This window comes from Corynebacterium sp. HMSC06D04, from assembly GCF_001807315.1.
Lineage (GTDB): Bacteria > Actinomycetota > Actinomycetes > Mycobacteriales > Mycobacteriaceae > Corynebacterium > Corynebacterium simulans.
The window spans coordinates 1-11793 of record NZ_KV788528.1 but is presented as its reverse complement, the minus strand read 5'-3'; the positions used below and the strand labels follow the sequence as shown (position 1 = coordinate 11793).

The 11793-nt window shown below is 56.8% G+C and carries 13 protein-coding genes; 6 read left to right on the top strand and 7 right to left on the bottom strand.

The features are described 5' to 3' along the window. Positions 1-510 precede the first annotated feature (510 nt). The 5 genes from mobF to HMPREF3155_RS02350 all read left to right on the top strand — a co-directional run bounded on the left by mobF (position 511) and on the right by HMPREF3155_RS02350 (position 7164). A complete protein-coding gene (gene mobF / locus HMPREF3155_RS02370; protein WP_070432502.1) occupies positions 511-3861 on the top strand; it encodes a MobF family relaxase in 3351 nt (1116 codons plus the stop codon). 143 nt (positions 3862-4004) lie between these two features. Beyond that, a complete protein-coding gene (locus HMPREF3155_RS02365) occupies positions 4005-4271 on the top strand; it encodes a ribbon-helix-helix domain-containing protein (protein ID WP_197418375.1) in 267 nt (88 codons plus the stop codon). Between the two features lie 129 nt (positions 4272-4400). Continuing rightward, positions 4401-4991: a ParA family protein gene (locus tag HMPREF3155_RS02360; protein ID WP_010993829.1), complete on the top strand. Its 591-nt coding sequence runs from the start codon at positions 4401-4403 to the stop codon at positions 4989-4991. After that, complete coding sequence (locus tag HMPREF3155_RS02355; protein ID WP_011117486.1) at positions 4988-5254, top strand: hypothetical protein; 267 nt, start codon at positions 4988-4990, stop codon at positions 5252-5254. The genes HMPREF3155_RS02360 and HMPREF3155_RS02355 overlap by 4 nt, the downstream gene beginning before the upstream one ends. Positions 5255-5712: 458 nt before the next feature. Then, positions 5713-7164 carry a replication initiation protein gene (locus HMPREF3155_RS02350; protein WP_010993828.1) on the top strand — a complete coding sequence of 484 codons (1452 nt, stop codon included), beginning with the start codon at positions 5713-5715 and terminating at the stop codon, positions 7162-7164. A 399-nt stretch (positions 7165-7563) separates the two neighbouring features. On the opposite strand, the gene HMPREF3155_RS02345 is transcribed toward HMPREF3155_RS02350, so the two are convergent. From HMPREF3155_RS02345 to HMPREF3155_RS02325, 6 genes are all read right to left on the bottom strand, one after another. Continuing rightward, positions 7564-8418, bottom strand: coding sequence for a 23S rRNA (adenine(2058)-N(6))-methyltransferase Erm(X) (locus HMPREF3155_RS02345; RefSeq protein ID WP_011152925.1), 855 nt, complete (start codon positions 8416-8418; stop codon positions 7564-7566). A 99-nt stretch (positions 8419-8517) separates the two neighbouring features. Further along, positions 8518-8565 (bottom strand): erythromycin resistance leader peptide, encoded by a 48-nt coding sequence (locus tag HMPREF3155_RS13425; RefSeq protein ID WP_011152926.1) that lies wholly within the window; start codon positions 8563-8565, stop codon positions 8518-8520. 264 nt (positions 8566-8829) lie between these two features. Beyond that, positions 8830-9150 carry an NIPSNAP family protein gene (locus HMPREF3155_RS02340; RefSeq protein WP_246817647.1) on the bottom strand — a complete coding sequence of 107 codons (321 nt, stop codon included), beginning with the start codon at positions 9148-9150 and terminating at the stop codon, positions 8830-8832. A 93-nt stretch (positions 9151-9243) separates the two neighbouring features. Then, positions 9244-9573 (bottom strand): DMT family transporter, encoded by a 330-nt coding sequence (locus HMPREF3155_RS02335; protein WP_003849969.1) that lies wholly within the window; start codon positions 9571-9573, stop codon positions 9244-9246. Continuing rightward, positions 9570-9929 carry a DMT family transporter gene (locus HMPREF3155_RS02330; RefSeq protein WP_048733039.1) on the bottom strand — a complete coding sequence of 120 codons (360 nt, stop codon included), beginning with the start codon at positions 9927-9929 and terminating at the stop codon, positions 9570-9572. The genes HMPREF3155_RS02335 and HMPREF3155_RS02330 overlap by 4 nt, the downstream gene beginning before the upstream one ends. Continuing rightward, a complete protein-coding gene (locus HMPREF3155_RS02325; protein WP_034666346.1) occupies positions 9926-10471 on the bottom strand; it encodes a TetR/AcrR family transcriptional regulator in 546 nt (181 codons plus the stop codon). Before HMPREF3155_RS02325 ends, HMPREF3155_RS02330 begins: the two co-directional genes overlap by 4 nt. Before the next feature lie 134 nt (positions 10472-10605). On the opposite strand from HMPREF3155_RS02325, the gene HMPREF3155_RS02320 reads away from it, so the two are divergent. Next, positions 10606-11226 (top strand): recombinase family protein, encoded by a 621-nt coding sequence (locus tag HMPREF3155_RS02320; protein WP_066487288.1) that lies wholly within the window; start codon positions 10606-10608, stop codon positions 11224-11226. A gap of 7 nt (positions 11227-11233) precedes the next feature. Here the strand turns inward: HMPREF3155_RS02320 and HMPREF3155_RS02315 are convergent, their stop codons facing one another. Further along, complete coding sequence (locus tag HMPREF3155_RS02315; protein ID WP_070432501.1) at positions 11234-11527, bottom strand: hypothetical protein; 294 nt, start codon at positions 11525-11527, stop codon at positions 11234-11236. Positions 11528-11793: the final 266 nt, after the last annotated feature.

Below are 11793 nucleotides of genomic sequence, written 5' to 3'. Positions count from 1 at the left end.
TACCAGCGCGCCCAAAAGCTCGCAGCATCCTAAACACTGAAAGCGAAAGTCGCCCAGTACGCGTGTCTATCATGCGCGTGCTGGGCGATTTTTCTCGACCGGTGGACTCGTGTGCGTTGGTGGCGCGTGACGGTGGGCTTGCAAGGTAGTCCCCAGTTAGTGGTGTGGGCGGCGTTAAACGGCTCGGCCTGGTCGATGATTTGGCGTCCAATCTTGGCCGCTTCGCGCCCGAAAAGTTTGTCCATCACTGCTCCTTAACGCTTGGCTCTTTAGTGCTGCCGCGAAAGTCGCGTGTGCGACTTTCTTGCCCCGCGTGATTATCGCGTCCTGGCGTTCGTAGTTATCGCTAGCGGTTGCCTGACACAACCAGAGACACCGAAGCGCCGGCTACTTTTCTGCGCTGACCACGCTTTACGAGCGCTAAGCGCTCTAGGTTTATGGTACATTTGCAACAAGTTGCCCAATGGGGTGTCCAGGTGGTCACCGTGGTGATTGACAGGAGGTGTCGGAGTGCTGACTATCGCGAAGATGGGTGCGCATTCCGTGGCCTATTATCAGTCCACGGTTGATGAGAATCGGGGGCCGGATTCGTACTATTCCGAGGACGGAAAGCAACCGGCTTCGGCGTGGCTTCGGGGCGAAAACATGGCTGAAGTTTCGGCGTTTTTGGGCGCCGACAACGGTGCGATTGTGTCGGGGAAAACGGTTGAGGATTGGTTCAATAAGGCGGTCGCTCCGAGCGGTACGGGGCTTGGAAATGCTCCGCGAAAGGATAGTGTTCCAGGCTTCGATCTGACGTTTTGTGCGCCGAAATCTGTCTCCTTGTTGTGGGGTATGGGTGCAGATTCTGCCGTGCGTGGCATCGTCGATGAAGCCCACCAGGCGGCCGTAAACCAGGCGCTGGATTACTTGTCGGAGCATGCCAGCTACACGCGAAAGCAAGTAAAAGAGCCGACGGGAAAGCGTCTTATTGTTGAAAAGTTGGCGGGTATTTCGGGCGTGAAATACGAGCACCGCACTTCACGTGCGGGCGACCCGCATGTGCATTCACACGTGTTGTTGGCGAATAAACAGCTATGCCGCGACGGCAAAGTTCGCACGCTCGATGGGGTGAGTTTGTACCATGAGGCGCGCGCGGCAGGCATGGTGTATCAAGCCACGGTGCGTGAAATCTTGAGCCAAAAACTCGGCGTAGAGTTCGGCGACGTGGTCAACGGATGCGCAGAAATCGTCGGCCTTGATGACCCAGAATTGATTGCGTCGTACTCGACCAGGGCGCGTGAAATCGACCAGTGGCAGGCCGACAATGGGCTTGAAACACGTGCGGCCTATGAGCGTATCGCGCAGAAAATCACCCGGCGTACCAAGGACACCGACACCCCACTAGAGGAGTTGGAAACCGAGTGGGCACGTGCTGAACACGGCGCGCAGGTGCGTGAGTTTGTGGCCGGACTTGTGCCAAACAATGAAGCGCCAGCGCGCGCGGTGGGTGAGGATTTCTTGCCGAAACCATCCCAGATTTTAAGCGCGGTTGTTGCAGAACGCTCCACGTTTACCCGAGCTGATGTTGCCGAAAAAGCAGCAGAACTTATCCGCCCAGGCGCAGTTTCCCCGGAGGATATGACGGTCACGGTCGAAGGACTTGTTGATGCTGCATTGGGGACGCGTGGCACCTGGTCAGTGACCCCGGAGAAGTCCCGAGAGCTGGATAATACCCAGCGTGAAGGCTCGCAGAAGTACACCACCGTCGAGGTGGTCGACGAGGTTGAACGTGGCGTTGATATGGCCACCGCGCGCGTGGAGCGCGGGGTTACCGCCGAGTCAATCCAACCGGTTGAGGGTGAGCTTTCGCCTGCGCAGGCTGATGCTATGCGCGCGGTTGTCGGCTCTGACTACCTGGCGTCTGTAGTGGTCGCACCGGCTGGTGCCGGTAAGACTTCTTCGCTCAAGGCCGCGCACAAGGCATGGAATCAGGCTGGTAAACACGTCGTAGGCCTAGCACCTACGGGTAAGGCTGCTGACGTGATGGTGGGTGAGAATGTGGCCGATGAATCCATGACGATTGCGCGCGCTTTTGTTGGCACAGACGAGCTGATACCGGAGCATACAGCGGCGAAGCTGGGATGGAACCGGGACACCGTTGTGGTTGTTGATGAAGCCGGCATGGTGTCTAACCCCGATACGATCCGTGTGCTGGAGACTGCCACTGCTGCCGGCGCGCGCGTGGTCTTTGTGGGAGACCCAGAACAATACTCGGCGGTCAAGGCCCGCTCTGGCCTGCTGGCGACCTTGTCCCATGAATTGCCTGATGCCGTGGAGCTACGCGAGGTGTTCCGCCAGCGTGACGCGGGTGAGCGTGAAGCATCGAAGTGGCTGCGCGGTGGAGAGGAAGCAGACGTTTCTCGTGCCGCCGAGTGGTACATGCAGAACAAGCGCCTGCACGCAGGATCGGTTACGGCAATGATGGACGATGCGTTGGCCGGGTGGCGTGATGATACTGCCGCAGGAAAGCAGTCCTTGCTGGTTGCTGCTACCCGCGACCAGGTCACTGCGCTGAATGCTGCGGCGCAGAAGATTCGCGCAGAGCGCGGCGAGATTAACCCTGAGCACCGCCTGGGCTTGTCTGATGGACTGACAGCCGGTGTCGGTGATGTCATCCTGACTCGTCGCAACGATGCGAAGTTGGTGACCAGCAACGGCGATGTTGTCCGCAATGGTCAACGCTGGGTCGTTGATTCCATCGGGAAAGACGGTTCCATCACAGCCCGGCGGTGTGATGATGATTTAGCCACTGTGACACTAAACCGCGACTACCTCGATAAACACACCCAACTGGGGTATGCCGCTACTGGTCATAGTTCCCAAGGCGCGACCGTGGATGTGTCCCGCGTTGTTGCTGGTGTGGGCAACCTAGATAAGTCCAGTGTTTACGTTCCTATGACTCGTGGGCGTGAGGGCAACTTCCTCTATATCGCCGAGACCCAGCCAGGAGACACCGAGACCGGCCACGGCCAGGTGAATCAGGTCGCACGGCGTGAGTCTGCCAAATACGCCCGCGACCTGCTGGTATCCGCAGGAATGCGCGAGCAAGGCGATAAGACACCCCAGGCGCTGTTTGGGCAAGCCAAGCAGGACTGGGAGCTGACCAAACTCGTCAACCAGCCTTCCCAAACGGATACCGATAACCCGTTTGCTGGCACCGAAATGGGTAAGTACATGCGCAGCTTTGCCGCTAAACGCGAAGCGCGCTTTGCTGACTTCCATGCTCGCGCCCAGGCCAACAACGCCGATGAGGTGCCAGAACCGGAATCAGGCAACGAGTACAGTGCTACACGGTCCAATGACGCCGTGGAGCGTATCGATGCCGAGATAGAACGGGTAAACACTCAGCTTGAGACGCTGCGCGGTGAGTACGACCAGGCTAACCAGCAGGTTGAACAGCTCGGACAGCAGTATTCCAAGCAAGATGCTGTAGTGCGCGAGTTCGAGGACACGAAGAACTCGAGGGGCTTTTTCGGCAGGCTACGCCACGGCAACAATGACCAGGCCCTCCTAGACGAAGCAATCACCGTGCGCGACAAGGTAGCTGCATCCTATGACCAGGCTGTGGACTATCGCGACAGCTTTACTGATCCGATTCGCCAGCTTGAGACCGAGCTAGACGAGCTAAACACCCAGCGCCGGAATGAGGAAGGACTGAAACGGTCGATGGACTTCCTCGACTCACTCGGTATTAGTACCACCGCAGATGATGAGATGCTCGCCCGGTTCCACCAGCAAGCCGCCGCAGATAGCGACTACGACAACGACCAAGACACCTGGCTCGATGACACCCCGGAGAACGACAGCCCGGAACTGTAGAAAATTTCGCTCGCCCTCGTGGACTCCGGACATATGGTAAACAATGTTTACGAAAGCAAATAACGCTCACGAGAAAAAGAGTAGGACTGCCAAAGACAGTACGTAAACAATGTTTACGACAGGCAAGGGAAGGACTTACGTCAATGGTTCAAGGACCCCACCCCTCCGGGCGCGTGGTATCTGTACGCATGCCAGAGGACATCATCGAGCGCCTAGACACACTGTGTGCTCGCACCGGACGCAGTCGTGGTTTCTACCTCAAGATGGCAGTAACAGCGATGCTTCCCCAATTGGAGGAATACCACTGGGAACACGTCGCTGCGGACTTCGAAGAAAAGAGCATTGAAAACGAGTTTTACCGCATCATGCTTGCTGGACTTTCTGCCGAGTCTGACGATAAAGAAAAATAAAAGTGCTATCTGCCTGCTCTTTTGTCTTTACAGGCACCTGTAAAAATGTATTACTGTAAACCTGTAAAGCAGTATTTACTTAAACCTGTAAAGTGGTAGGGGCAATGATTTATACACCTAGGAGAAGCCATGATCATTACCGCCATTAACGCCAAAGGCGGCGTTGGCAAGACCACCACAACGATGTTTCTTGCCACGGTTTTCGCCCACCGAGGAAAGACCGTGACCGTAACCGACCTAGACCGGCAGGGCTCGGCACTGGAATGGTCTGAACGCGCAGAGGATGGAGGTGATCCTTTACCGTTTGAGGTTGAGCTGTCCATCCCCAAGCGCGTCGATAGGCAAGCGGCACTCGTCGGAGACGATGAGTTCATGTTCATCGATGTGCCGCCAGGAGACGAGAACGCTATCGAAGCAGCAATCGCAGTCAGCGACTTCATCATTCTTCCGACCCGTTCTGCTGCTGCCGACCTCTCCCGAGTATGGGAGCTGCGCGACGCAGTCAACGGAACACCTCATGCAGTCTTACTGACGTTCGCCAGGAAAGGCACCAGCGCCCTTGACGCGGCACGAGAAGCGCTCGACGCGGAACACATGCCGCACTTTAAAACCGAAATCCCGCTACGCGAAGATATGCACCTAGCGTTTGGATACTGCCCAGGCCCCGACATGCACGGCTACGACCACGTCGCCGACGAACTCATGGAGATGATGAAATGAGCACCAGTAAAGAACGCGCCAGGGCGCAGCAAGGCCCGCGAACCTCAATGAAAAAAGCCACGAAGCTAACTCCAGCAGCCGAGAAGAAAACAGTGCGAAGCGCATTCCACCAACCCACAGGCCGCGACTACGTCAAGAAGATGACGATTGAAATCGACCGCGACCTTCACGCAGAACTTAAAGTCATCGCCGCCCAAAAAGGCGTGACCATCCGCGAGATTGTTAGCACCTACCTCGAAGAATACGTCCACAACAATAAATAAAGGTTTACAGGCATACAGCAATACAGTAATACAGGTTTATGGCACCTGTATTACTGTATTGCTGTATACCTATTGCTCTGGATAATTCGCCACCGTATGGGTAAATCTGCGCACGCTTTTTCTGCGTATCGGTAAATCAGCGCAGAGTGTGTGGTAAATCTGCGCAACCGCTTTCGTTGTATGCGTAAATATGCGCAGCCTGAACTGGGAAAAGTCCCGTGATGGTAAATCTGCGCAGACAGCCCTGTGCAGCTGAAACGCGGTTACGTATAGCTTGCCATATGTCTAGCCATACGTAACCGCAGGTAAAAGGCATATTTTTCGCGTGTCATGGCTAGTAAATAACACCGGTGTCATTTAGAGTCAGGGAAAGACAATGAAAAACGAAGAAAGCCACCGGGCGGCAACCCGATGACTTTCGCTTATCACCCAGCACACACCTGGGAGAAAGCACGGTCATGAGTTTACAGACTCATGCGCAGAATGCGCACACTAAAACACCTACCCGCGTCGAGCGCGACCGTGGTGGACTGGACAACACCCCAGCATCTGCCAGTGACCGCGACCTTTTACGCGATCATCTAGGCCGCGATGTACTCCACGGTTCAGTCACACGAGACTTTAAAAAGGCCTATCGACGCAACGCTGACGGCACGAACTCGCCGCGTATGTATCGCTTCGAGACTGATGCTTTAGGACGGTGCGAGTACGCCATGCTCACCACCAAGCAGTACGCCGCCGTCCTGGTCGTAGACGTTGACCAAGTAGGTACCGCAGGCGGTGACCCCGCAGACTTAAACCCGTACGTCCGCGACGTGGTGCGCTCACTGATTACTCATAGCGTCGGGCCAGCCTGGGTGGGTATTAACCCAACTAACGGCAAAGCCCAGTTCATATGGCTTATTGACCCTGTCTACGCTGACCGTAACGGTAAATCTGCGCAGATGAAGCTTCTTGCAGCAACCACGCGTGTGCTGGGTGAGCTTTTAGACCATGACCCGCACTTTTCCCACCGCTTTAGCCGCAACCCGTTCTACACAGGCAAAGCCCCTACCGCTTATCGTTGGTATAGGCAGCACAACCGGGTGATGCGCCTTGGAGACTTGATAAAGCAGGTAAGGGATATGGCAGGACACGACCAGTTCAACCCCACCCCACGCCAGCAATTCAGCTCTGGCCGCGAACTTATCAACGCGGTCAAGACCCGCCGTGAAGAAGCCCAAGCATTCAAAGCACTCGCCCAGGACGTAGACGCGGAAATCGCCGGTGGTCTCGACCAGTATGACCCGGAACTTATCGACGGTGTGCGTGTGCTCTGGATTGTCCAAGGAACCGCAGCACGCGACGAAACAGCCTTTAGACATGCGCTTAAGACTGGCCACCGCTTGCGCCAGCAAGGCCAACGCCTGACAGACGCAGCAATCATCGACGCCTATGAGCACGCCTACAACGTCGCACACACCCACGGCGGTGCAGGCCGCGACAACGAGATGCCACCCATGCGCGACCGCCAAACCATGGCAAGGCGCGTGCGCGGGTATGTCGCCCAATCCAAGAGCGAGACCTACAGCGGCTCTAACGCACCAGGTAAAGCCACCAGCAGCGAGCGGAAAGCCTTGGCCACGATGGGACGCAGAGGCGGACAAAAAGCCGCACAACGCTGGAAAACAGACCCCGAGGGAAAATATGCGCAAGCACAAAGGTCGAAGCTTGAAAAGACGCACCGTAAGAAAAAGGCTCAAGGACGATCTACGAAGTCCCGTATTAGCCAAATGGTGAACGATCAGTATTTCCAGACAGGGACAGTTCCCACGTGGGCTGAAATAGGGGCAGAGGTAGGAGTCTCTCGCGCCACGGTTGCTAGGCATGTCGCGGAGCTAAAGAAGAGCGGTGACTATCCGGACGTTTAAGGGGTCTCATACCGTAAGCAATATACGGTTCCCCTGCCGTTAGGCAGTTAGATAAAACCTCACTTGAAGAAAACCTTGAGGGGCAGGGCAGCTTATATGCTTCAAAGCATGACTTCCTCTGTTCTCCTAGACCTCGCAACCCTCCGCCATAACCTCACCGAATTCAAAGTGCGCTGGCTTGCCCATATTGAGGAATGGAAAGCAGAAAACCGACCAACGACTAGCTCAATGCTTGTTCGAATAGGCCGCACTCATGTCGCGGGTGCGGTCTATTGTCGAGACCATGAGCTTCCTTACCGAGTACAACGCTGCCCGCGAGTTGTCCGTGATTGATGCGTCTGCGGCCAGACTTCGCTTACCTTTTAGTACTACTGGTGCAATTCGGTTTTGGTGGGGGGATTAACGCCGCCGGCTTCGGTTTTTCCGTTGAGGAGGTCGTTGACTACTTCCCGATGGTGAAATTGGTCGATGGTGCGGTGAAGAGGAACCAGTCACCTGGAAGAGATCGATCCAGTCGCTGGTGTGCAATCTGGGAGGTAGGGTCGCAGGGTCGATTCCTCGCGAGTGCAACCATGATTGTGTTTCTGAACGTGATGAAAACAACCCTGCCCTTCGGAGAATTTCCCTTATCCCGCGTCCCCGGGCAGTGAAAACGGTGTGCACCATCGCCTGAAAGGCTTTGCGCTGCTCTATCGGAATCTTCGGGTCACCCACCCGGCGGATCACTAAGATCCCCCCGTCAACGTTTGGCTGTGGCCGGAAAGCAGACCTTGGTACCCGGGAACCCAGGTGAAATGTGAACCATGGGGACCACTGAGCCGTCATCATCGTGCTTGCGCCTACCCCAGCCCGGCGGCGAGCGACTTCCCACTGCATGAGGAGTACAGCGTCAGTCCATGCCGGCGCATGCAGCAACTTTCGAAGAATGGCAGTGGTGAGATGAAAGGGAATATTTCCCACAATGACGCAGGGAGTGGCGGGTAAACGGAAGTTAAGGAAATCATCATGGACCACTTCGACCGCCGCCGAGGAGGTTTCTTGTGTGAGTTTGGCAGCTAGTTTTGCGTCCACTTCAACTGCCGTTATTGCCCTCCCCAAGTAGGCCATCGGGTGAGTGAGGGCACCGCTTCCTGGTCCGATCTCAATGATGGGGCCGGAGGTTTGTTTTACAAGGTCGATGATGGAGTTGATGATCTTGTGGTCGGTGAGAAAATTTTGGCCATGTTCGTGACGGCCGTGTCCGTATGCAGACATCAGGTGTGCTCCTTGGAGTTGAAAAGGAGCCGGGCATGACAAATGACCGCCCGGCTAAAGGACCGGAGCGGTTTTTAACCTACGGGGTAGGAAACCGCCTTAGCGGTTAGAGCGCAACCGCAAGAAAGCGGTACCTGAAATCAACATGGGCCTAATTATATCAATTTAATTTCGCGGGTGATACGCGGTGAAAAAGAAGACAACTGCGCCGCAACAGTGCAAGACATCTGCACCTGGACTGGAATTGTATTTGTCCTACCTTCGGCTCGTCGCGCCGCCACCGCTGGCGGATTTCGTCTCTGAGCAACGAGGGGGAGTTACCCTACCTCCGAGCGTTTTTAAAGTACACCCATCTGTACGCGCTGACCTGCGGCGTTGTGGGTTGTGCCGAGCGTGCTGCCGGAGTCCCTTTCAGTGTCCCTGGGGTAGGAGCGGCCGCATGAAGGTGCGCTCGTACCGCAGGACGCACTCGGACTCGTCTCGAATCCGGTCAGCGGCGATGAAGTCCGAGTGGGTGCCGAACAAGGTGCGGTACTGCTCGTAGGCAGCCAGGCTGGGGAAGCTGAACAGGGATTCCGCACGGTCACTCACACCTTCCGCGGGTAGGTAGTACCCGTGGTGGGTGCCGCCGTGTTCGTCGACATGCCGCATCCAAGCGCGGGCGAACTGTTCAAAGGCTGCGATCTGGTCGGGGTCGATGGTGTAGTGGACGACACAGGTGATCACATCCACAACGCTAGGCCCACAGGCGCTCATTGGGGAGCCTTTGTCTGTGCGCCTCGTGGTGCAGCACACCAATCTGCCTGGTTTACCTGCGGAAATGCGTCAGTTCGCCAAGTTGGCGCCGAGTTCAACGGTGAGAACTCCGACGGCGATGAGGAGGATGCCGAGGGCCATGGTTCGGGTGAGGGGTTCGTGGAAGATGACCCGGGCGAGGATCGCGGTGAGAGCTACGCCGGATGCTGCCCAGATGCCGTAGGCGACGCCAAGGGCCATGCCGTCGGCCAAGGCGAGACTTAAGGCGACGAACGCCACGAGATACCCCGCGATGACGCCGATGAACCATTTCTTCACCCGGCCACCGTCGGAGGCTCGTAGCGACATGGTCGCGACGACTTCGGACAAGATGGCGCCTGCGAGGAAGATCCATCTCATGAGTTGACTCCTGCTTCCTGGGCTGCGGTTTGCTGAGCTTTCTGGGAGCCGAGTTCGACGGTGAGGACACCGCTGATGATCGCAACCATTCCAAGACCCATCACAGCGGTCAGAGGTTCACCGAAAATCGCGGCGGATAGCACGGCGGCGAGCACGACCCCGCTGGCTCCCCAGATGCCATAGGCGACGCCGATCTGCATTCCTTCGCGCAGGCAGAAGGTGAGGAAGACGAAAGTGCCGATGTATCCGGCAGCAACCACGATGTACCAGGATGGGTGATTGAGCGCCGCCTTGAGAGACAGCGTCGCCGCCACTTCGGTAGTGATGGCGCCAGCGAGCAGGAACCACTGCTTCATGGGGTTGTTCCTTCGATCAGGGAGCGAATGCTGGAGACGACGGCTTCGAGATCCGCGCCGTGGAGGGTGGACACACCTGTGGCCTGGGCGCCCCAGAGTCCGTCGGCGGCGAGTCGGGCGGTGGTCAGCCTGGCTCGGGTGGCGGCGTCGAGATCGTCCGGGAGTTCGAGCCAGCGGCCCATCCGCGTAGTCCACGGTTCGGTGAGTTCGGGCCGATACGTCGCTTGGCCCCAGATGATGAACTCGGCGCGCTTGGCGGCCCCGTGGGCGGCGACGTGAACGTAGCTCAGGAGCCGCTCGGTGGCGTTGGCGTTCTCGAGGGGCTTGCCAAGGGTGGCAGTCATGTCGTTCTCGACGTTGGCCGCAGCGTGGTCGACGATCGCGGCGAGCAGTACGTCGCGGTTGCGGAAGTGATATAGCAATCCCGGTTTGGTGAGCCCGGCCTCGTGGGCCACTGCGTCAAGGGTAATGTCGCCACCCTCCGCTGCGTTCATGACGCGGAGGGCAGCTTCCAGGATCTCGGAGCGCTGACTGGTTCGCATATAGCTAACTTTACCATTTGGTAGGTGAAGCCTTCAACTGCGGGCGCTGGTAGGGGCACCTGGGGTACACCCTAAGTGGACAGTCTAGGAATTACATCCATCGCGTTTAATCCACTGTTCGCTAGGGTGGGTTTATGAGTAATGAAACAGAACCGTCACTACCTCTAGACATTCCTGAACAACCAGAGGTTGTTGCGGGGCAGAAAATTGCTTACGCGCGTGTTAGTTCCAAGGATCAGAATCTTGACCGGCAGTTGGCGGCGTTGAAGAAGGAAAAAGTCTTCCGCGTCTTCACCGATACGGTGAGTGGTTCGTCCACCCAGCGCCCTGGTCTCGATGGGGCGTTGAATTATGTGCGTGCCGGCGATCAACTCATTGTGGTGAGCATGGACAGGCTTGCCCGTTCCCTTATCGACCTCCACCGACTGGTCGATGAACTCACTGAACGCGGAGTATCCGTGAAGTTCCTCAAAGAGGGGCAGACCTATTCTTTAGATTCCAGTCCGGTGGCCAAACTTATGCTTGGCCTACTCGGGTCGGTGGCGGAGTTTGAGCGTTCGATTATTCGTGAGCGCCAGGCCGAAGGTATTGCGAAAGCCAAGGCGCGCGGCGTTTATAAGGGGCGGGCGAAAGTCCTCAACGAGGAACAAGTAGCGCAAGCGCGCGAGTGGGTAGGCGCTGGTATTCCGAAGGCTGAGGTTGCCCGCCGCCTCGGCATTGGGCGCACCACACTGTATAAATACCTCGCCGACTAACGGGCCGTTAGAGGTGGTCAGCAAGCGAGAAAAAGGCGATAGCCCCCAGAATAAGTGCAAGGAAGATTCCGACATCGAGCCAGTGCGATTTTTTCACTGGCCCCTCCCACGGCATGGTGGCTGCTATGGCGACACCAACGCGCACTGCTACAGCAAGCAGACAGAAGGCGAAAAGCGTCAGGAGCTCTGCCACCCGGCCAAACAGACCAGCGACGATAAGTGAGATGACTGCCGCCCCGAAAATTACGGTGCTGGTGCGAAGTGACGGACGAAGTACGGGTGAAGGATTTTTTCTACTCATATGGACACCATGTCATATGGGTGTGCACTTTCCCCCGAACAAGGATTTGCCCAGCTCGCGCATGATAGACACGCGTATTGGGCGACTTTTATCGGCCGGCGGACTGGTGCGCGTTAGCGGCGTGTGACGGTGGGCTTGCAAGGTAGTCCCCAGTTCAATTGGCGAAGGAACACAATCAAGAAAAACCGTCACCCCATGGTTGACTTGTTTAGTCTCCCGCCGGTAGACTACTGTTATGAAGCGAAACGCCGTCATCAAGAAATTGA